This is a genomic window from Pedococcus sp. 5OH_020 (assembly GCF_027812955.1).
Lineage (GTDB): Bacteria > Actinomycetota > Actinomycetes > Actinomycetales > Dermatophilaceae > Pedococcus.
Map to the genome: position 1 here is coordinate 321,956 of NZ_JAPYZV010000003.1, position 21,160 is coordinate 343,115.

At 69.0% G+C, this 21,160-nt stretch carries 20 protein-coding genes; all 20 read left to right on the plus strand.

Features of this window, described 5'->3' with window-relative positions:
• The first annotated feature begins 103 nt into the window (after positions 1-103).
• The 20 genes from rplA (at position 104) to rpoB (ending at position 21,088) form a co-directional block, all read left to right on the plus strand.
• On the plus strand, positions 104-823 hold the full coding sequence (gene rplA / locus PHA84_RS07190; RefSeq protein WP_270887414.1) for a 50S ribosomal protein L1: 720 nt from the start codon (positions 104-106) through the stop codon (positions 821-823).
• A 350-nt stretch (positions 824-1,173) separates the two neighbouring features.
• Positions 1,174-1,623, plus strand: coding sequence for a hypothetical protein (locus PHA84_RS07195; RefSeq protein WP_270887415.1), 450 nt, complete (start codon positions 1,174-1,176; stop codon positions 1,621-1,623).
• Between the two features lie 63 nt (positions 1,624-1,686).
• Positions 1,687-2,385: an ATP-binding cassette domain-containing protein gene (locus PHA84_RS07200; protein WP_270887416.1), complete on the plus strand. Its 699-nt coding sequence runs from the start codon at positions 1,687-1,689 to the stop codon at positions 2,383-2,385.
• Positions 2,382-3,071 carry a hypothetical protein gene (locus tag PHA84_RS07205; protein WP_270887417.1) on the plus strand — a complete coding sequence of 230 codons (690 nt, stop codon included), beginning with the start codon at positions 2,382-2,384 and terminating at the stop codon, positions 3,069-3,071. Before PHA84_RS07200 ends, PHA84_RS07205 begins: the two co-directional genes overlap by 4 nt.
• 111 nt (positions 3,072-3,182) lie before the next feature.
• Positions 3,183-3,647 (plus strand): hypothetical protein, encoded by a 465-nt coding sequence (locus PHA84_RS07210; protein ID WP_270887418.1) that lies wholly within the window; start codon positions 3,183-3,185, stop codon positions 3,645-3,647.
• Positions 3,640-4,206: a hypothetical protein gene (locus tag PHA84_RS07215; RefSeq protein WP_270887419.1), complete on the plus strand. Its 567-nt coding sequence runs from the start codon at positions 3,640-3,642 to the stop codon at positions 4,204-4,206. The genes PHA84_RS07210 and PHA84_RS07215 overlap by 8 nt, the downstream gene beginning before the upstream one ends.
• 278 nt (positions 4,207-4,484) lie before the next feature.
• The gene (rplJ, locus tag PHA84_RS07220) at positions 4,485-5,138 is read left to right on the plus strand and encodes a 50S ribosomal protein L10 (RefSeq protein ID WP_270887420.1); all 654 of its coding nucleotides are present in this window, start codon (positions 4,485-4,487) and stop codon (positions 5,136-5,138) included.
• A gap of 93 nt (positions 5,139-5,231) precedes the next feature.
• Positions 5,232-5,621 carry a 50S ribosomal protein L7/L12 gene (rplL, locus tag PHA84_RS07225; RefSeq protein WP_270887421.1) on the plus strand — a complete coding sequence of 130 codons (390 nt, stop codon included), beginning with the start codon at positions 5,232-5,234 and terminating at the stop codon, positions 5,619-5,621.
• 294 nt (positions 5,622-5,915) lie between these two features.
• On the plus strand, positions 5,916-6,890 hold the full coding sequence (locus PHA84_RS07230) for an ABC transporter ATP-binding protein (protein ID WP_270887422.1): 975 nt from the start codon (positions 5,916-5,918) through the stop codon (positions 6,888-6,890).
• Positions 6,891-7,661 carry an MlaE family ABC transporter permease gene (locus PHA84_RS07235; RefSeq protein ID WP_270887423.1) on the plus strand — a complete coding sequence of 257 codons (771 nt, stop codon included), beginning with the start codon at positions 6,891-6,893 and terminating at the stop codon, positions 7,659-7,661.
• A 12-nt stretch (positions 7,662-7,673) separates the two neighbouring features.
• A complete protein-coding gene (locus PHA84_RS07240; RefSeq protein WP_270887424.1) occupies positions 7,674-8,501 on the plus strand; it encodes an MlaE family ABC transporter permease in 828 nt (275 codons plus the stop codon).
• Between the two features lie 26 nt (positions 8,502-8,527).
• A complete protein-coding gene (locus PHA84_RS07245) occupies positions 8,528-9,823 on the plus strand; it encodes an MCE family protein (RefSeq protein ID WP_270887425.1) in 1,296 nt (431 codons plus the stop codon).
• Positions 9,820-10,866 carry an MCE family protein gene (locus PHA84_RS07250; protein ID WP_270887426.1) on the plus strand — a complete coding sequence of 349 codons (1,047 nt, stop codon included), beginning with the start codon at positions 9,820-9,822 and terminating at the stop codon, positions 10,864-10,866. Before PHA84_RS07245 ends, PHA84_RS07250 begins: the two co-directional genes overlap by 4 nt.
• The gene (locus PHA84_RS07255) at positions 10,863-11,834 is read left to right on the plus strand and encodes an MCE family protein (protein ID WP_270887427.1); all 972 of its coding nucleotides are present in this window, start codon (positions 10,863-10,865) and stop codon (positions 11,832-11,834) included. The genes PHA84_RS07250 and PHA84_RS07255 overlap by 4 nt, the downstream gene beginning before the upstream one ends.
• Positions 11,834-13,078 (plus strand): MCE family protein, encoded by a 1,245-nt coding sequence (locus PHA84_RS07260; RefSeq protein WP_270887428.1) that lies wholly within the window; start codon positions 11,834-11,836, stop codon positions 13,076-13,078. Before PHA84_RS07255 ends, PHA84_RS07260 begins: the two co-directional genes overlap by 1 nt.
• Positions 13,075-14,388 carry an MCE family protein gene (locus tag PHA84_RS07265; protein WP_270887429.1) on the plus strand — a complete coding sequence of 438 codons (1,314 nt, stop codon included), beginning with the start codon at positions 13,075-13,077 and terminating at the stop codon, positions 14,386-14,388. Before PHA84_RS07260 ends, PHA84_RS07265 begins: the two co-directional genes overlap by 4 nt.
• On the plus strand, positions 14,385-15,680 hold the full coding sequence (locus tag PHA84_RS07270; RefSeq protein WP_270887430.1) for an MCE family protein: 1,296 nt from the start codon (positions 14,385-14,387) through the stop codon (positions 15,678-15,680). The genes PHA84_RS07265 and PHA84_RS07270 overlap by 4 nt, the downstream gene beginning before the upstream one ends.
• Positions 15,677-16,315, plus strand: a complete 639-nt coding sequence (locus PHA84_RS07275; protein WP_270887431.1) for a hypothetical protein — start codon at positions 15,677-15,679, stop codon at positions 16,313-16,315. Before PHA84_RS07270 ends, PHA84_RS07275 begins: the two co-directional genes overlap by 4 nt.
• 118 nt (positions 16,316-16,433) lie before the next feature.
• Positions 16,434-17,012 carry a hypothetical protein gene (locus tag PHA84_RS07280; RefSeq protein ID WP_270887432.1) on the plus strand — a complete coding sequence of 193 codons (579 nt, stop codon included), beginning with the start codon at positions 16,434-16,436 and terminating at the stop codon, positions 17,010-17,012.
• 599 nt (positions 17,013-17,611) lie between these two features.
• A complete protein-coding gene (gene rpoB, locus PHA84_RS07285) occupies positions 17,612-21,088 on the plus strand; it encodes a DNA-directed RNA polymerase subunit beta (protein WP_270887433.1) in 3,477 nt (1,158 codons plus the stop codon).
• The last annotated feature ends 72 nt before the right edge of the window (positions 21,089-21,160 follow it).

Consider the following 21,160-nt stretch of genomic DNA (forward strand, 5'->3'; position numbering starts at 1 on the left):
TGACCTTCTGCGAGGAGCAGCAGCGATGGACACCCCTGTGGCAGGACCAGCGCTGGTCCGACTGACCACAACTCCATTCACAGCATCGAAATCAGGAGCAGCAATGAAGCGCAGCAAGGCTTACCGCGCAGGCGCCGAGAAGATCGAGGCCGGCAAGGTGTACGCCCCCTTGGAGGCCGTGCGCCTCGCCAAGGAGACGTCGACCACCAAGTACGACAGCACCGTCGAGGTCGCCCTGCGTCTCGGCGTGGACCCCCGCAAGGCCGACCAGATGGTCCGTGGCACTGTCAACCTGCCGCACGGCACGGGCAAGACGGCGCGCGTCCTGGTCTTCGCCACCGGCGACCGCGCTGAGGCCGCCCGCGAGGCCGGTGCCGACTACGTCGGCTCCGACGACCTGCTCGAGAAGATCTCCGGCGGCTGGCTCGACTTCGACGCCGTCGTCGCCACGCCCGACATGATGGGCAAGGTCGGTCGCCTCGGCAAGGTGCTCGGGCCGCGCGGTCTCATGCCGAACCCGAAGACCGGCACTGTCACCATGGACACGGCCAAGGCGGTCACCGACATCAAGGGCGGCAAGATCGAGTTCCGCGTCGACAAGCACGCGAACCTCCACTTCATCATCGGCAAGTCGTCCTTCGACGAGAAGTCCCTGGTGGAGAACTACGCCGTTGCCCTCGAGGAGGTCCTGCGTCTGAAGCCGTCGTCGTCCAAGGGCCGCTACATCGAGAAGGCCACGATGACCACCACGATGGGCCCGGGCATCCCGCTGGACGCCAGCCGGACCCGCAACCTCCTCGCCGAGGAGGACGCCACGGCCTGATGGCCGTCCACAGAGGGCCGACGGCTTGACGGCCGCACCCTGAGCCGGCCACAGCGGGCCTGTTCGCACCTCGGTGCGGACAGGCCCGCCGCCGTGTGACCCGCCCCGGGATCCAGCTGCCGTAAGTGTGGCTGCGCCGGCTCGGCCCGACTCGGTTCCGGGTCCGGCCGGAGGACCGGAGCCGTGTGCCGGGGCGGCGTGGGCCGAGGACCTATATCAGGCACCCGCGACATGTGGCCAGCTGCCATTCAAGGGTCGAATGCGGGGTGTTGGTCTGTCGGTTGCCCTTGTTAGCGTGCGGGCAGGTTCGGGAGCGTTCGGCTGCTCGACGTTGCGGGGAGGGGATTCGCATGAGGCTGCACACAGCGGTGCTGGGGGTCGCAATGGCCGGACTTGGGCTGCTGGGGACGGCTGGTCAGGCCCAGGCCGTGGGCTGGGGCACCATCGTCTCGTCGCTGGGCAGCGGCTACGGGGACTTCTACAACGAGGGAAGCTCGTTCGCACGGACCAACGCGCACTACAAGGACAACAGGCCCGGAGGGGCTCCGGTCTACGTCCGGACGCGCTACCAGTTCTACTACCAGAACTGCTCGGCCATGGGGTGCAACCCGAGCTACACCCCCGGCACCAGCCGTACGACCTCCAGGACGACATCGGCCTCGTACGTGTACGCCTACACGCACAATGTCCTCGACTCGTTGTCGGACCGCGCCCGCGGGCAGATCAACGTCTGTCAGGACGAGGCCTTCACCTACGACCCGTGCTCGGACACGACGGCATACCCGAGCTTCGCGTACTGACCCCGGTAGGCAAGCCGGGGCAGGCCCTACGCGGGTCTCCCGGCGTGATGCGAAGGCACCGTCGTGAAGCTCACCGATGTCTGTTTCACCTATTCCCGAACGTCGCCCGAGGTCATCCATGAGGTATGCCTGACCATCGGACCGGGGACAACCGGTCTCCTCGGCACCAACGGGGCCGGGAAGACGACGCTCATCCGGCTGGCGCTGGGCGAGCTGACGCCCACGTCCGGCACGATAACCCGGTCGAGTGAGCCGGGCCGGATTTCGCTCGGGTACTGCCCGCAGGACGCCAGGTTTCCTGACTCCTTCCGCGTCGAGGAGGTGTTCGACTACCTCGCGTGGCTGCGCCGGATCCCGGCGCGCGGCCGACGTGTCGCTGTCCGGGAGGCGCTGGCCACGGCTGGCCTCGAGCTCCGGGCGCGCGACCGGATGGGTCGACTGTCAGGGGGCATGGTGCGGCGCGTGGCGATCGCCCAGGCGTTCATGGGTGCTCCCTCCTTGGTCCTGCTCGACGAGCCCACCACCGGCCTCGACCCCGAACAGCGGGTCCGTTGCCGTGAGCTGGTCCACGAGATGTCCCGTGATGCCAGCGTTATGCTGTCCAGCCACCTCATCGAGGACGTCGCGGCGCTGGCGAACCGCGTGCTCGTCGTCGACGACGGACGCGTGGTCCGCGATCTGCGTCGCAGGGAGCTCGACACGCTGGACAGCCGGGGGCTGGAGCGGGAGTTCCTCCGGTCTGTGACAGGCGGCAGTCGATGACGCGTGGCCTACTCCTGCGGTCCTGGAGGACCGCGGGGTATCTCGGCGTCAGCCTGGCTGTCATGGGGTTCACCCTGCTGGCACGGGGCGCGCCCTGGCGGGGGGAGTGGGCCTGGACCTTCGACTGGGTGGCCGGCTCCTCGATTCTCTCTGGTCCGCTCTTCGCTGGCATGGCCGCGTACGAGACGGCGCACGACCGCCCGTTCGACAGGGGAGTGGCAGGACCCACCGCTGCGCGAAAGGCCGTGGCAGCTCTGGCGCCGCTGACCGGCCCTGCCGCTGCGGTCCTGTCCGCCTATGCCGGGGCCATCGTCGTGGCTGGTGGCGTGTCGTGGGGACAGCGGCCCACGGACCGTATGAACCCCACAATGCTACTTCTCGGCGGTCTCGTCCTCGCCGTCTTCGGGCTCGCGGGTACCGCGGTCGGGCAAGTCCTTGCGCCGATACCGGCGGCGCTGTGCGCCTGGTTGGGCGGGCTCGCGGTCACGCTCGGCTCAGCGGCTGTGGGCGTGCCCCACCTCTTCCGGATCGGCGCCGCCACGGGGAGCCTGGCAGGGCTCGGCCTGCGCCCCAGCGTCGTGGTCGCCTACTGCCTCGTCTACCTCTTGGCGGTAGCGGTGCTGTATGCCGTCGTGAGGCGAGTGTGGCTCAGCAGGCGCGGTCGTTACGCCAGCGTCGCCCTGTAGTTTGGCCTCGCCCTCGGCACGGTCTGGGCCGGCCACGGCGACGCTCTCTACGCGCCGTTGAGGGATCCGCACTGGCGCTGCGCCGGATCGAACGACACCGTCCACGTCTGCATGCTCGCGGGCAACACGGCCCAGCTCCAGCGGTGGCAGTCCGGGCTCACGGAGCTCACCTCGGCGCTCGAGAAGCTCGGGATGGCACCCGTCAGGTCGTACCGCCAGCCGGTCCCGGGGCTCGCGTCCACAGGGACCGAGGCTGGCGTGCTGCAGTTCGACCCGGGGCTGGTCAACGTGGCTCCTCCGAGCCTCGCGAGCCTGGCTGCCACGGTCGCGCGGCCATCGGACTGCGCGCAGTTCACCGGGTCCCAGCCTCCGGCCCGAGCCCTGGACGCAGAGCACTGGCTCGCGGAGTACCTCGGCTCGATCGCCAAGCCGGGTGTCTTCGCGACGGGAGACACGGAGGTTCGGGCGTGGGCTGCCACGGCTGACCGCGCAGAGCAGCGACGCTGGGCGGTGGCCGCCTACGACGCTCTGCGTACCTGCAGCCTGGAGAACCTCGAGCCGCCGGCCCATGGCTAGGCCCGTCTGGCTGTTCCTCCGCGCCAGGAACGCGGGGTGGGCCTGGGCGCTGACAGCCGTGGCGGCGCTCACGACCCTGGGCGTCGACCGCGCGTTGGAGACCCCGTTGACGGGCGAGGTCGTGGACCTCCGCGAGGTCTGGCCGGCGCTGTCAGTGGCGCCGGCCGTGTTGGTGCTACGGTCTCGCGCCGCACCGTGGGAGGCGCGAGCCCCACGTCCACTAGCCCTGGCTCACGCCGTCGTGCTGCTCACGACTACTGGCCTCGGGGCCGGAGCCGTGGTGTTCCTCCAGCCACGCGTCGCTCCTTCCCTGCTGGCGACGTCGCTCCTGCTCCAGGGCTGCTCCGTCCTGGCGCTCTCCGTCCTGGGCGACTGGGCGTGGCTGCTGGTTGCCGGGCTGGCGTCACTCACCGTGCTGAGGAGCTCCGCCGTTCAGGCGCTGTTCCTCTCGTCCCCCCACGGCGACCGGACCATAGGGATGCTCGCGATGGGGCTGGCCCTCTATCTGTTCGGAACGGCCCTTGCCGCCCATGGGGCTCGGCCGATCGGCGACTCGTGACGGCTGGAAGGCCTCGGCGGCACGGACCTCGCCGGCACGGATTTGGCCGTGACGCCCCACGAGCCGTAGTCTTGTGCGCGACCAAAGACCGCTCGGTTGTCCAGCGCCCGTGACCCACGGGCCAGTGACCGAAGGTCCCACCTGAGGTGGGCGCCAGCGCAGGCCGTGACAACCGCATACCGATCCTTCGGTATGCCGTGAGCCCCGCGCCCTGCGCCGGGGCTTTCTTCATGTGGGCGATGACCCGGACGGTCGACACCACACGGAAGGGAGGCCCCATGGCCAAGGCTGAGAAGGCTGCAGCCATCGCCGAGCTGTCGGACAAGTTCCGCACCTCCGGCGCGGCTGTGCTGACCGAGTACCGCGGGCTCTCGGTGAAGCAGATCACCACCCTGCGCAACTCGCTGCGCGGGAACGCCACCTTCGCCGTCGTGAAGAACACGCTGACCGAGCTTGCCGCGAAGGAGGCCGGAGTCACGGCCTTCGACGGCCAGCTCGTCGGGCCCTCCGCCATCGCCTTCGTCGATGGGGACCCGGTCGAGGCCGCCAAGGGCCTGCGTGACTTCGCCAAGGCGAACCCTCTTCTGGTGATCAAGGGCGGCGTCCTCGACGGCAAGCCCCTCACCACCGAGGACATCACCAAGCTCGCGGACCTCGAGTCCCGCGAGGTTCTCCTGGCCAAGCTGGCCGGCGCTCTTCAGGCGTCGCTCAGCCAGGCCGTCTACCTCTTCGCCGCACCGCTCTCGCAGACCGCCCGGGTCGTCGAGGCGCTGCGGGCCAAGGTCGAGGCCGAGGGTGGTCCGGTAGCGGCGGAGGGCTCCGAGTCCTCCACCGAGACCGAGACGGCACCGGCTCCGGCCGAAGAGGACGCCGCAGCCCCGGCTGCCGCGGCGACCACCGAAGACGTCGCCGAGGGTGGCGACGAGAGCTGACCCGGCTCGGGGGTGACCCCGCGCCGAGCCTGGCTCGCACACCAAACCGCCACTCTTGGCATACGAAGCAACAGAACAGAAAGGACGCCCATCATGGCGAAGCTCTCCACCGACGAGCTCCTTGAGGCCTTCAAGGAAATGACCCTCATCGAGCTCTCTGAGTTCGTGAAGCAGTTCGAGGACACCTTCAACGTCACCGCTGCCGCTCCCGTGGCGGTTGCCGCGGCCGGCGCCCCGGCGGGTGGCGGCGAGGCCGCTGCCGAGGAGGAGCAGGACGAGTTCGACGTCGTCCTCGAGTCCGCCGGCGAGAAGAAGATCCAGGTCATCAAGGAGGTCCGTTCGCTGACCTCCCTCGGCCTGAAGGAGGCCAAGGACCTCGTGGACGGTGCCCCCAAGGCCGTCCTGGAGAAGGTCGACAAGGCTGCCGCGGAGAAGGCCAAGGAGGCCCTCGAGGGCGCCGGGGCCACCGTCACCCTCAAGTGACCTGAGCTTCCCGGGCCCCGTCCGGGAAGCACCGAAGCACTCCGCGAAGGCGGGGCGGACGCACCAGGGTCCGCCCCGCCTTTCGTCGTCCCTACTTCCCCGACTTCGTCTGTGGTGAGCCGCGAGCCGCACGCCTCAGCCTCACCCTGCCGACTTCCTATGCGGCGACCCGGGTCTGCGATGCCCGGCCGTACACAGCCGTAACCTCCGGGACCCCGCCTCGTTGAGCCAGGCGAACCGGGGCCGGCACCACGAGGACGTGGGCATGCCCGTCGAGCAATGACGAGGTGGGTAATGGGCGTCGAGATCAGGGTCGAGGGCCTGACCAAGCGTTTCGGGTCGCAGCAGATCTGGAACGACGTGACGCTGACCCTGCCCGCTGGCGAGATCTCCGTCATGCTGGGCCCTTCGGGGACCGGTAAGTCAGTCTTCCTCAAGACTCTCGTCGGTCTCCTGAAGCCGGACGCCGGCTCCATCTGGATCCAGGACCGTGACCTGACCCGGCTTCGCGAGCACGACCTGTACGAGGTCCGGAAGCTCTTCGGCGTCCTCTTCCAGGACGGCGCGCTGTTCGGGTCCATGAACCTCTACGACAACGTGGCCTTCCCGCTGCGCGAACACACCAAGAAGTCCGAGTCGCAGGTCCGCGACATCGTCATGGAGAAGATGGAGCTGGTCGGGCTTCAGGGGGCAGAGCTGAAGCTTCCCGGCGAGATCTCCGGCGGCATGCGCAAGCGCGCCGGCCTGGCCCGCGCGCTCGTGCTCGACCCGCAGATCCTGCTGATCGACGAGCCGGACTCGGGTCTGGACCCCGTGCGGACCGCGTTCATCAACCAGCTGTTCATCGACCTGAACGCCCAGATCGAGGCGACCTTCCTCATCGTCACGCACGACATCAACACCGCCCGCACGGTGCCGGACAACATCGGCATGCTGTACCACCGCCATCTCGCCATGTTCGGCCCCCGGGAGATGCTGCTGTCCTCCGAGGAGCCGGTCGTGCGCCAGTTCCTCAACGCGCAGCGGATCGGGCCCATCGGGATGTCCGAGGAGAAGGACGCGGACGAGCTCGCTGCCGAGTCCGGCCAGGAGCTGCCCCCGCTGCCCCCCATCCCCCTCCAGCTCGGCACCAGCGACGGCCGGGCCCGCAACACCGCTCGGCCGGCGGGGCAGTGGTGCCGGGACAACGGCGTCACGCCGCCGCCTGGGTCCTTCCTGTCAGGAAACGCCGGCGTGCCGGGGGTCAGCCAGGTCGAGGAGAGGGTCTAGATGAGCAACCCCGCCCTCGGAGCGCTGCGTCAGAGCGGCTCCCTCTTCGCCCTGGTCCTCGACACCGTGCGGGCCCTGCCGCGGCGTCCTTTCCAGACCAAGGAGTTCATCCAGCAGTGCTGGTTCATCGCCTCCGTCACGATCGTGCCCACCGCACTGGTGTCCATCCCCTTCGGGGCCGTGATCGCCCTCCAGCTCGGCACGCTGACCCGGCAGCTCGGCGCCCAGTCCTTCACCGGGGCGGCCAGTGTCCTGGCCGTCATCCGTGAGGCCTCACCCATCGTCACGGCGCTGCTCATCGCCGGAGCGGGCGGCTCGGCCATCTGCGCCGACCTGGGCTCCCGCAAGATCCGCGAGGAGATCGACGCCATGGAGGTGCTCGGCATCAGCCCCATCCAGCGCCTGGTGGTGCCCCGCGTCCTCGCCGCGATGCTGGTGGCGCTGCTGCTCAACGGGCTCGTCTCGGTCGTCGGCGTGGCAGGTGGCTACTTCTTCAACGTCATCATCCAGGGCGGCACACCGGGCGCCTACATCGCCTCGTTCACGGCACTGGCCCAGCTCGCGGACCTGTGGACCAGCGAGATCAAGGCAGTCATCTTCGGGTTCATCGCCGCGGTCGTGGCGTCGTACAAGGGCCTGACCGCCGGCGGCGGTCCCAAGGGTGTCGGAGACGCCGTGAACCAGAGCGTGGTGATCACGTTCATGTTCCTGTTCGTCGTCAACTTCGTCGCCAGCGCCATCTACTTCCAAGTCGTCCCCCAGAAGATCTGAAGGCATGAACCGATGAGCAGGGTCCTCGATCTCGCCGGCCGCCCCGTCGAGGCGCTCGACAGCCTCGGCGAGCAGATGCGGTTCTACGTGCGCTCCCTGGCTTGGAGCCCCCGGACGGTCCGCCGGTACAAGAAGGAGGTCCTGCGGCTGCTGGCCGAGGTCTCGCTCGGTTCCGGGGCGCTGTCCGTCATCGCCGGGACGGTAGGGGTCATCGCCTTCCTCGCGTTCTTCACCGGCAGCCAGGTGGGGCTCCAGGGCTACTCCTCCCTCAACCAGCTGGGCACTGGCGCGTTCACGGGCTTCGTCTCGGCCTACCTGAACACCCGGGAGATCGCCCCCCTGGTGGCCGGTCTGGCGCTCGCCGCCACGGTGGGCTGCGGGTTCACCGCGCAGCTCGGCGCGATGCGCATCTCGGAGGAGGTCGACGCGCTCGAGGTGATGGGAGTGCCGTCGCTGCCGTTCCTCGTGACGACCCGGATGATCGCGGGGTTCGTCGCCGTCGTGCCGTTGTACGTCCTGGGTCTGCTGTCCTCGTACGCCGCGACGCGGTTCATCGTCACCGACTACTTCGGCCAGTCCAAGGGCACCTACGACCACTACTTCCACCTCTTCCTGCCGCCCGTCGACGTGCTGTTCTCCTTCCTCAAGGTGATGGTGTTCGCCGTGGTGATCATCCTCATCCACTGCTACTACGGGTACAACGCCTCGGGTGGCCCTGCGGGCGTAGGCGTCGCCGTCGGCAAGGCCGTCCGCACGTCGATCGTGGCGATCAACATCGTCGACTTCTTCTTCTCGCTGGCGGTGTGGGGCGCCACCACGACCGTGCGGATCGCGGGCTGACGATGGCCGCCTCCGCGTCAGGAGTGATGTCACGCCTGGGGAACCGTGCCTACGGCGTGGGCTTCCTCGCGGTCGTGGCCGTGCTGCTGGGGCTGTCCGTCGCCTCCTTCCAGAAGCGCTTCACCCCGGTGGTCATGGTGAACCTCATGACCGACCGGATCGGGTCGCAGCTGCAGACGTCCTCCGACGTGAAGCTGCGCGGCCTCATCGTGGGGGAGGTCCGCACCATCGACGTGACCCCGCGCGGCGCCCGGCTTGGACTGGCCCTCAAGCCCGATCTGGTCGACCTGATCCCCGCCGACGTGTCGGCCCGGCTCCTGCCGAAGACCCTGTTCGGGGAGCGGTTCGTCGACCTCGTGGCACCGGACGCCGGACGGACGACGCGGCATCTGAAGGCGGGAGACACGATCACCCAGGACCGCACCGCAGTGGCGATCGAGCTGGAGAAGGTGTTCGACGACCTGCTTCCCCTGCTGCGGACGGTGCGTCCGGAGAAGCTGTCCGCGACCCTGAACGCGCTGGCGTCGGCGCTGGAGGGGCGCGGCACCCGGCTCGGCCAGAACCTCGTGCTCGTGGACCGGTACTTCGCCGCCCTGAACCCGAGGATGCCGGTGATCCAGGCGGACATCTCCGGCCTGGCGGACCTCGCCTCGACGTATGCGGTGGCGGCCCCGGACCTGGTCCGTGCCGCGACGGCGCTGGTCACCACCAACACCACGATCGTGCAGAAGCAGAACCAGCTGGCGGGCTTCCTGGCCGGCACCGCCGGTTTCGCCAACACGACGACCGACTTCCTCGACGCCAACGGGGACCGGATCATCCGGGTGGGGCAGGTGCAGCGGCCTTCGGTGGAGCTCTTCGCCCGGTACGCGCCCGAGTACCCGTGCCTGGCGGCAGCGCTCACGAACTGGCTCCCCAGGATCGACGAGGCGTGGCGGGACGGCGTGTTCCACATCACCGTCGAGACCACGCCCCAGCGCCCCGGCTACCACCCCGGTGAAGAGCCGCGGTGGGGCGAAACGCGAGGCCCGAGCTGCCAGGGCTTACCGGGCAGCTACGGAAGCCAGGCGCACCCCCACAAGGGGCCGCACTTCCGCGACGGGACCGGCGGCGCCGCGCCCGGGGCGGGCAGCGCCCTCCCCGGCATGTTCAGCGGACGGGCGGCGCTCGGCATACCGGACGCGGACTCCGGTCTCGCCGGCACCGAGCAGGAGCAGGCCGTGGTCGCCGCCCTCCTGTCGCCCGGGCACCCCAGCGCCTCGGCGATCACGACGCTCCTGGCCGGCCCCATCCTTCGCGGAACGGTGGTGAACCAGCAGTGAGCACACGGTCCAGCCTCGTCAAGTTCATGGTCTTCGTCGCAGCGACCCTGCTGGCCACCGGCACACTGGCCGCCACCATCGCCAACCTGCAGTTCGGCGACAAGGCGACCTACAAGGCCGTCTTTCGGGACGCCACCGGACTGGCCGACGGCCAGGAGGTGCGGATCGCGGGCGTCCGGGTCGGCGAGGTCAGGTCCATCACCGTGGCGCGCGACCGGGTCCACGCACTCGTGGAGCTGGACGTGCTGAAGACCAGCGTCCTCACCGAGGGCACCAAGGCGACCATCAAGTACCGCAACCTCGTCGGCGAGCGCTACGTCGCCCTGACGCAGGAGGTCGGTGCCGCCAGGCCCCTGAAGGACGGAGCAACCATCGGCCTGGACCACACCCAGTCGGCCCTCGACCTGACGGTCCTGTTCAACGGCTTCAAACCGCTCTTCGCCGCGCTGTCTCCGAAGGACGTCAACGAGCTCTCCGCAAACCTCATCAGCGTCCTGCAGGGCGAAGGCGGCAACATCGGCTCGCTGCTGGCCAAGACGGCCTCGCTGACGTCCACTCTCGCGGACCGCGATGCGGTGATCGGCCGCACCATCGCGAACCTCAATGCTGTGCTGGGCACGGTGGACGCGCATGACGCGGCGCTCAAGCAGCTGATCGACCAGCTGCAGCGCTTCGTCTCGGGACTCGCGGCCGACCGCAGGACCATCGGCGCCTCCCTGGACAACATCAACTCCCTGACCGCCCAGACGGCGGACCTGCTGGCCGTGACCCGTCCGTCGATCAAGGCGGACATCGCGAACCTGCGGTCGCTGAGCGGCAACCTGAACAAGCCGTCCAACACGGCGACCTTCGAGAAGTTCCTCTCGACGTCACCGGCAAAGATCGCCCAGATCACCCGGACAGCCACCTACGGGTCGTGGTTCAACTTCTACCTGTGCGACTTCGGCGGCACGGTCGTGGTCCCGGCGCCAGTCAAGGGGGCGCCCGCCGTGGAGATCCCGCTGAAGAAGCCCGGTGGCCTGTCCGCAGCGAGGTGCTCGTGAGCATCCCGTTCCGCGAGAGCAACCCCGTCCCCATCGGCGCTGCCGGTCTGGCGGTCATCGGGCTGGTGCTGGTCCTGGCGTTCAACATCCAGAGCATCCCGTTCATCGGTGGCGGCCAGCAGTACAGCGCGGCCTTCAGCGAGGCCGGTGGGCTGCTCAAGGGCGACGACGTGCGGATCGCCGGGGTCAAGGTGGGAAAGGTTCGCGGGGTCGACCTCGCGGGTGACCACGTGGTGGTCGACTTCGTCGTGACGGAGAAGGCTGCGTTCGGCCGGCAGACCGGCGCCTCGGTGCGGATGAAGACCCTGCTGGGACAGAAGTACCTGGCCCTGGAGCCAGGCGGCAGTGGCCGGCTCGTCGAGGGCTCCCAGATCCCGGTCGAGCGGACTGTCTCCTCGTACGACATCGTCAACGCCTTCACCGACCTGGCAACCACCTCGGAGCAGATCGACACCGACCAGCTGGCGAAGTCGCTCACGACCCTCGCCACGGAGTTCCGGGACAGCCCGGCAGACGTGCGAGCAGCCCTCGAGGGGCTGGGGCGGTTGTCCCGGACGATCGCCTCGCGCGACGACGAGCTGAGGAGGCTTCTCGCGTCCGCCAACCGGGTCTCCGGCACGGTGGCCGAGCGGAACAAGGCCGTCGAGTCGATCATCAAGGACGCCGACCTCCTGATGGCCGAGCTGGACGCGCGCCGGGAGGCGATCCACACGCTGTTCACCAACACTTCGGCGATGGCGGAGCAGATCACCGGTCTCGTGCGCGACAACCGGGCGCAGCTCAAACCGGCGCTGGACCAGCTCACCAAGGTCCTGGCGGTGCTTCAGCAGCACGAGAAGGACCTGAACGACACGATCGCAGCGATGGCGCCCTTCACCCAGCTCTTCTCCAACGTGCTGGGCAACGGCCGGTGGTTCGACACCTACATCGAGAACCTCACCACGCCCGTCGAGCTGGGAGGCAAGTGATGCCCCGCGCCGGACTGGTCCCGAAGCTGATGGCGGCCCTGGTCGTCGTCGCGCTGGCCGCGGGCGCGTATGCCCTCTGGCCCGAACAGCGCGAGGTGCACGTCACCGGGGACTTCACCCGCGCGGTCGGCCTGTTCCCGGGGTCGGACGTCAGGATCCTCGGCGTCCAGGTCGGCAAGGTCACCGAGGTCACGCCCCTGGGGGACAGGGTCCGGGTCAGGTTCGAGTTCGACGGCCGCTACCGGGTGCCCGCCGACGCCAAGGCAGCCGTGGTCGCGCCATCCCTGGTCAGCGACCGGTACGTCCAGCTGCTCCCCGCGTACACCTCCGGTCCGCGGATGAAGGACAACGCGACCATCGGACTCGACCGCACGGCCGTTCCCGTGGAGCTCGACCGCATCTCCGCAACGCTGGACGACCTTCTCGTCGCCTTGGGGCCGGACGGTGCCAACAAGCACGGGGCGTTCCAGGACGCGCTTCACACGGGGGCGGTCAACCTGGGCGGGCAGGGACAGAAGCTGCACGACACCAACCACGACCTGAGTCAGGCGCTTCAGACGCTCTCCGGCGGCCGCAACGACCTCTTCGGCACCGTGAAGAACCTCCAGACCTTCACCAGCATGCTGGCCACCAACGACGCGCAGGTGCGCCGTCTCAACAGCGACCTCGCGAACGTCTCCGTCCAGCTCGACGGTGAGCGTGACGACCTCGCGTCGGCGCTGAAGAACCTGGCGGTGGCACTGAGTGAGGTGAGCTCGTTCGTGCACGACAACCGGGCGGGGGTGACGACGAACCTGCGGCAGCTCGCGTCCGTGACCGGCACGGTGGCCAAGCAGCGCGACGCGCTCGCCGAGACGCTCACCGACGCGCCGGTGGCCCTGAGCAACCTCCAGAACGCCTACAACCCCGCCTCCGGGACGTTGGACACCCGCGCCAACATCAACGAGAGCCTGAAGACGAAGACGCTGCTGTGCAACCTCATCGTTGCCAGCGGCAACCCCGCCTCCCTCTGCAGAACGGTCGACGGCGCCCTCAAGCCGGTGACCGACCTCGTGGACCAGCTGAAGGGCGCGGGCGTCCAGCTACCGCTGAACCTCCTGTCGGCCGTACCGGCGTCCCCGGCAGCCCACGGAGCGTCGCCGACCACGAACGGCGGCACGAACGGCACCACGGATGGCGGCACGGTCCTCGTGCGAGGCGCCGACCCCACCTTGGGCGGACTCCTGGAAGGGAAGCGACCATGAGCAGCGGAGCTCAGCGACGTACGCCGGTCGCCCGGCGATGCGCGGCTTTCCTCGCGGGCCTCACGGTGACCCTCGTAGCAAGCGGGTGCCAGGGCGCCTTCGACCTCCCGCTGCCCGGCGGTGCCGCCAACCACGGTGACGTGATCCGCGTGACGGCCGAGTTCGCCGACGTCCTCGACCTGGTCCCGCAGTCGTCCGTCAAGGTCGACGAGGTGACGGTGGGCTCGGTGGAGAAGATCGAGCTGAACGGCTGGACGGCCCGGGTGACGTTTCGCCTGCCCAAGGACGTCAGGCTTCCGGACAACGCCGTCGCCGAGCTCAAGCAGACCTCGCTGCTGGGGGAGAAGTACGTCCAGCTCGCGGCGCCGGAGTCGGTCGCCCCGCAGGGCCGGCTGAGCGACGGCGACAACATCCCGCTGGCCCGCACCGGTCGGAACCCGGAGGTCGAGGAGGTGCTCAGCGCCCTGTCGCTGCTCCTCAACGGGGGCGGCGTCGCGCAGCTCAAGACCATCGAGGCTGAGCTCAACAACGCGATGCGCGGCAACCAGACCCAGATCAGGGACGTGATCAGGCAGCTCGACACCTTTGTCGGCGGCCTTGACCGCCAGAAGAGCGAGATCGTCCGCGCGCTGGACAACATCGACAGGCTGTCCGCCAAGCTGGCCGCCCAGAAGGAGGACCTGGCGCGAGCCGTGGAGGCGATGCCCGGAGGTCTGAAGGTCCTGGCCGACCAGCGCCAGCAGCTGGTCCGGATGCTCCAGGCGCTGAGCCGCCTGGGAGCGGTGGGCACGCGGGTCATCCAGCAGAGCAAGGCGGACACCGCGGCGAACCTCGAAGCCCTCGAGCCGATCCTCGCCGAGCTCACACGCGCCGGCGACAACCTGCCGAAGTCACTCCAGCTGCTCCTCACCTACCCCTTCTCGGACGGTACGACCTCCGCCATGAAGGGCGACTACACCAACCTGGCGGCTGACCTGCGGATCGACCTGACCGACCCGAACGACCTGTTCGGCACCGTGGGGGTTCCGACCACGCCGCCCAGCGGACTGCCCACGGGACTGCCCACCGGGCTGCCCACGGGACTGCCGACCGGGCTGCCGACCGGGCTGCCGACCGGGCTGCCGACCGGGCTGCCGACCGTGCCGGGGGTGCCCCTGCCGTCCCCGTCGATCACCATCCCCGCGAAGCCCGGTCCCACCGGCACCTCGACCGGCGGCATCTGCGTACCGGGCACCATCTGCGTGGGCTCCGCGCCGAGGAGCTCGTCCTCGGACGGCTCGTGGCGCTCCCTCTACGGGAGTGACGCATGATCCGCCGCTCGGTTCAGGTGCAGCTCGTCGCGTTCCTGCTCATCACCCTGGTCACCGTCTCCGTGCTGTCGGCTCGGTACGTCGGTCTGTACGACCGCGTGGTGGGTGGCCAGTACCACGTGTCGGCGGACTTCGCGCAGTCCGGCGGCGTCTTCGTGGGATCCGAGGTGTCGTACCGCGGAGTGACCGTGGGGCGCGTCGACGCGCTGAGGCTGTCGAAGGACGGCGTCGTCGTCGATGCCGAGATCAGGCGCGGGGTGAGCATCCCACGAGACACGCGGGTCGTCGTGGAGAACCGGTCCGCCGTGGGGGAGCAGTACCTGGACTTCCAGCCGCGGACCGACTCCGGACCCCGCCTGCGTGACGGCGATGTGGTCGCGCGCAAGGACACGGCGTACCCACTTCGGGTGGACACGTTGTTGCTCAACCTGGACCACACCGTCAACTCGGTGGACCGCCGAGACCTCCAGACGGTTGTCGACGAGCTGGGGACGGCGTTCGGGGGCAGCGGTCCGGACCTCCAGCGGCTGCTCGACAGCGGTGATGCGCTGACCCGCTCGGCCACCGAGGCCCTGCCTGAGACCACGAAGCTGCTCGACGACGGTCGGATCGTCCTGGACACCCAGCGAGCAACCTCGGGGGACATCAAGGTCTTCGCCAGGAGCTTCGCCGAGCTGTCGGAGACGTTGAGGTCCTCGGACGGCGACCTGCGCCTCGTGCTCGACCGCGGGGTGACGGCGTCGAAGGAGCTGGAGACGCTCGTGCGGGACAACCAGGGCAACCTCGCCGCCCTGCTCGCGAACCTCATCACGGTCGGCCAGGTCACCACAGCCCGGGTCGACGGCATCCAGCAGCTCCTGGTCACGTACCCCGATGTGGTGGCCGGCGGCTACACCGTCGTGCCGGGGGACGGAACGGCGCACTTCGGTCTCGCTCTCGCGCAGGACCCGCCGGTGTGTACGCAGGGCTACCAGGGAACGAAGCGGACCGACCCGTCGCAGGTCACCGGCCTGCCGCCGGTGAACACCTCCGCCCGCTGCACCGCCCCGCGGGGCTCCGGCACGACGGTCCGCGGTGCCCAGAACGCCCCAGGCCCGACGTCCTCGACGTACGGCTCCACCGGGGGGTCCCGCTCCGTCCTGCCGCTGGCTTTCGGGGACCAGCCCGTATCCCCGGGCATGGCTGCCTCGTTGGGCATCACACCACCACAGGTCGCGGTCCCTCTGCCCCCAACGGGGGGTGAGAGCGCCGGTCCATCGTGGCTGTGGATCATGAAGGAGGCTGCTCGATGAGCACGATCACCACCCAGCCAGGGAGGGCGGCGCGCGACCGGGAGCGTGCGAGCGCCCTCGGAGAGCCGGAAGGCCAGCCGGACGGCCAGCGGGACGGCCGTGCGGACGGCGAGGCGGACGGCGCCTCCAAGGGCCTGAGGCCCGCGGCGCTTCGCCTCACTCCCAGGCTCGTCTGGGCCCTGGTCGCGGTGGCGGTCCTGGCATCGCTGGCCCTCGGGGCCACCCGGGGCCGTGACTGGTATGCCGCACGGCAGACCGAACAGGCGCATGCGACCGCGGTGGCGGCCGCCAAGCAGCTCGCCATCAACTTCGTCACGGTGAGCTATGCCACCGTCGGGGCCGACACGGCTCGCGTGAAGGCCGGCGCCACCGGGGAGTTCCTCAAGAGCTACTCCAGCTCGGTGGAGCAGCTGAGCAAGGTCCTCGTCGCCAACAAGACGGTCTCCACGGTGCAGCGGTCCGAGGCGGCGCTGGTCTCAGGTGACCAGGACTCCGCCGTCGCTCTCGTGGGGGTGGTCGCTCCCACGAGGAACACGGCGGTGCCGAACGGCGAGACGAAGACGTACCGGATGCGCCTGGAGCTCCGAAGGACCGGGCCCACATGGAAGGTGGAGAACCTTGAGTTCGTCGGCTGAGACCGCGTCACGCTCCCGCCCCCGGGTCGCCGGACACCGCGCGCGGGCACGTGCGAGTGCCCACGCCAGGGACGCCACGCCTACCTCCGAAGTCCGGGACTTCGGCTCAGCACCCGGCGTGTCCCGCCGAAGTCTGGGACTTCGGCTCGGGACCCGGCGTGTCGTGCCGAAGTCCCAGACTTCGGCACAGGGTGCGGTCGGGACGTCGGCCGGCGCCTCGGGCCGTCGGGGGTGGCTGGCCTCGCTTGCCTGCCTTGTGGCGGCGTGCTGCCTGCTGGCCGGGGTGGCTGCCGCCAGCCTGCCCGACGCAGGCGAGCGAGGACGGGCAGAGCGGGCCGCCGCCAGCCAGGCCCGCACGTCTGTCGAGCAGATGCTCAGCTACAACTACCGGACCATCGACGGCCAGGCGGCCCAGGTGGAGGGTCTGCTGACCGGACCCTTCAAGAACGAGTTCTCCGCCGCCATGGACAAGGAGATCAAGCCGCTCGCAGTGAAGAACCAGACGGTGGTCTCGGCCAGGGTCTCGGACGTCGGCGTGATGAGCTCCACCCCGAGCACCGTCAAGGTGCTGGCCTTCGTCAACCAGGCCCGGGTAGGCAGCGACCAGAAGCAGCCCGTCGTCGACCAGAACCGGGTCATCGCCACCATGACGAAGGTGGGAGAACGGTGGCTGGTGAGCCGCGTGGACGCCTTCTGAGCACGCCGCGATGCCGGACGTCTCCTGACTGCCAGGGCGGCCAGGCAGAGCGGCAGACCGGCCGACCAGCACCGAGCCACCTGGCGCGTATGGCTCCGATGAGCAACTCGAGCCACTCCGGCCGCATGTCTCCGAGCAGCATCGAGCCACCTGGGCCGTATGGCTCCGACCAGCACCGAGCCACCCGGGCCGTATGGCGGCCCCGCACCGACCCACGCCCGGTGAGCCCGTGACCTGGGGCCAGGCGCCTCGTGGGCCGTCGCCCCAAGCCTTCCGCCACGCCAGGTTCGGCGTTTCTCTTGACGTGAGGTCGCGGGGGCGTCATCCTCGTCTGCGTCGAACCCGCCCCTTGTGGGGGCGTGACCCCCGTGAAGGGCGTGGCTCTGCCCGCTAGACACGGATGGACAGTCCTGCCCTCTGCGTGTATGCTCTTCCTTTGCGCTGCCCTCTTTCGTCGACCCCGCCTCAGACCCCAGCCCTTCGCCGTGCCCTCCGGCACGGAATCGTGGCCGAGTCCTCCGCGGAGCAGGCACGGCGGCCAGCGCTACTTCGGTTTCGAACCATCAGTTTTAAAGACAGGCCCGTGGAAGGACCCCTCCTTGGCTGCCTCGCGCAACGCGACTCAGACTGTGTCCACCGCACGGACGGCTTCCGGCCGTCTGTCGTTCGCGAAGATCCGCGAACCCCTCGAGGTCCCCGACCTCTTGGCGCTGCAAACGGAAAGCTTCGACTGGCTGCTCGGTAACGAGCGCTGGCAGGCCCGTGTCGCAGAGGCCAAGGCAGCGGGCCGGGGGGATGTGCCGGATCGCTCCGGCCTCGAGGAGATCTTCGAGGAAATCTCTCCTATCGAGGACTTCAGCGGCTCCATGTCGCTGTCGTTCCGTGACCACCGCTTCGAGGAGGTCAAGTACTCCATCGAGGACTGCAAGGAGCGCGACCAGACCTACTCGGCGCCCCTGTTCGTCACCGCGGAGTTCATGAACACCACGACTGGCGAGATCAAGAGCCAGACCGTGTTCATGGGCGACTTCCCGCTCATGACCGAACGCGGCACCTTCGTCATCAACGGCACCGAGCGTGTCGTCGTCTCCCAGCTGGTCCGTAGCCCCGGCGTCTACTTCGAGCGCACGCCCGACAAGACGTCCGACAAGGACATCTACACCTCCAAGGTCATCCCGAGCCGCGGTGCCTGGCTGGAGTTCGAGATCGACAAGCGCGACATGGTCGGGGTGCGCGTCGACCGCAAGCGCAAGCAGTCGGTCACCGTCCTGCTCAAGGCCCTGGGCATGAGCGAGGCGGAGATCCTCGAGGAGTTCGGCGACTACGAGTCGATGCGCCTCACCCTGGAGAAGGACCACACGGCCGGCCAGGACGACGCCCTGCTCGACATCTACCGCAAGCTGCGTCCGGGCGAGCCGCCGACGCGGGAGGCTGCCCAGACCCTTCTGGACAACCTGTACTTCAACCCCAAGCGCTACGACCTTGCCAAGGTGGGTCGCTACAAGATCGACCGCAAGCTCGGCGTCGCCGCCTCCCTGGGCGACTCGGTGCTGTCCGTGGACGACATCGTGGCGACCATCAAGTACATCGTCGCGCTGCACGCCGGCCAGAGCACCCTCGTGGGCAAGAACGGCGAGGAGGTGCCGGTCGAGGTCGACGACATCGACCACTTCGGCAACCGTCGCCTGCGCAACGTCGGCGAGCTCATCCAGAACCAGGTCCGCACCGGCCTGTCCAGGATGGAGCGCGTCGTCCGCGAGCGCATGACCACGCAGGACGTCGAGGCGATCACCCCGCAGACCCTGATCAACATCCGCCCCGTGGTGGCCTCGATCAAGGAGTTCTTCGGGACCTCGCAGCTGTCGCAGTTCATGGACCAGAACAACCCGCTCGCGGGCCTGACGCACAAGCGGCGTCTGTCGGCCCTCGGCCCGGGTGGCCTGTCCCGCGACCGCGCCGGTATGGAGGTCCGTGACGTCCACCCGTCCCACTACGGCCGCATGTGCCCCATCGAGACCCCGGAAGGCCCGAACATCGGCCTGATCGGCTCGCTCGCCTCCTATGGCCGGATCAACGCGTTCGGCTTCATCGAGACCCCGTACCGCAAGGTCGTCAAGGGTCAGGTCACCGACGAGATCCACTACCTGTCGGCTGACGAGGAGGACCGTCACGTCATCGCCCAGGCCAACGCCGTGATCGACGCGAAGGGCAACTTCACCGACGAGCGCGTCCTGGTCCGTACCAAGGGCGGCGAGGTCGAGTACATCCCCGGTGAGGACGTCGACTACATGGACGTCTCCGCACGGCAGATGGTCTCGGCGGCCACCGCGCTCATCCCGTTCCTCGAGCACGACGACGCCAACCGCGCTCTCATGGGCTCCAACATGCAGCGCCAGGCTGTCCCGCTGGTGAAGTCGGAGGCCCCGCTGGTCGGCACCGGTATGGAGTACCGCGCCGCGCTGGACTCGGGCGACGTCGTCCGGGCCGAGACGGCCGGTGTGGTCACCGAGGTCTCAGCGGACCTGGTCACCGTGGCCGGTGACGACGGTTCCACCCGGACCTACCGGATCGCCAAGTTCGCCCGCTCCAACCAGGGCACGTCGTACAACCAGGTCGTCGTCGTCAACGAGGGCGACCGGGTCGAGGCCGGCGGTGTCATCGCCGACGGCCCCGCGACCGACGGTGGCGAGATGGCCCTGGGCCGCAACCTGCTCGTGGCGTTCATGCCGTGGGAGGGCCACAACTACGAGGACGCGATCATCCTCTCGCAGCGACTGGTGCAGGACGACGTCCTCTCCTCGATCCACATCGAGGAGCACGAGGTCGACGCCCGGGACACCAAGCTGGGACCGGAGGAGATCACCCGGGACATCCCGAACGTCTCCGAGGAGGTCCTGGCCGACCTCGACGAGCGCGGCATCATCCGCATCGGCGCGGAGGTCCGCGACGGCGACCTGCTGGTCGGCAAGGTCACGCCCAAGGGCGAGACCGAGCTGACCCCGGAGGAGCGCCTGCTGCGCGCCATCTTCGGTGAGAAGGCTCGTGAGGTGCGGGACACCTCCCTGAAGGTGCCCCACGGCGAGACCGGCACGATCATCGGCGTCAAGGTGTTCGACAAGGACGAGGGCGACGACCTGCCCCCGGGCGTCAACCAGCTCGTCCGCGTCTACGTCGCCAACAAGCGCAAGATCACCGACGGCGACAAGCTCGCGGGCCGGCACGGCAACAAGGGCGTGATCTCCAAGATCCTGCCCGTCGAGGACATGCCGTTCCTCGAGGACGGCACGCCCGTCGACGTCGTGCTCAACCCGCTCGGTGTCCCCGGACGTATGAACGTGGGCCAGATCCTGGAGCTTCACCTCGGGTGGGCGGCCAGCCGCGGCTGGGAGATCGCCGGCAACCCCGACTGGGCCAAGCTCATCCCGGAGGACGCGCGTCAGGCTCCGGCCGGCACGCGGGTCGCCTCCCCGGTGTTCGACGGTGTGCGCGAGGACGAGATCGTGGGTCTGCTGGACTCCACGACCAAGACCCGCGACGGCGTCCGGCTCATCGACGGCTCGGGCAAGTCCCGGCTCTTCGACGGCCGCTCCGGCGAGCCCTTCCCCGAGCCGGTCTCGGTGGGATACATGTACATCCTCAAGCTCCACCACCTCGTGGACGACAAGATCCACGCCCGCAGCACCGGCCCGTACAGCATGATCACGCAGCAGCCGCTGGGTGGTAAGGCGCAGTTCGGTGGCCAGCGCTTCGGTGAGATGGAGGTGTGGGCCCTCGAGGCCTACGGGGCGGCGTACGCGCTGCAGGAGCTGCTCACCATCAAGTCCGACGACGTCCAGGGCCGAGTGAAGGTCTACGAGGCCATCGTCAAGGGCGACAACATCCCGGAGCCGGGCATCCCCGAGTCCTTCAAGGTGCTCATCAAGGAGATGCAGTCGCTGTGCCTCAACGTCGAGGTGCTCTCCAGCGACGGCACGACCATCGAGATGAAGGAGTCCGACGAGGACGTCTTCCGCGCGGCGGAGGAGCTCGGCATCGACTTGTCCCGGCGTGAGCCCAGCTCGGTCGAAGAGGTCTGACCGGTGAGGTATGCCGCGCCCCCGAGCGGGCGCGGCATACCTCCCGCCCTCCCGACCACACTTTTGAGATTT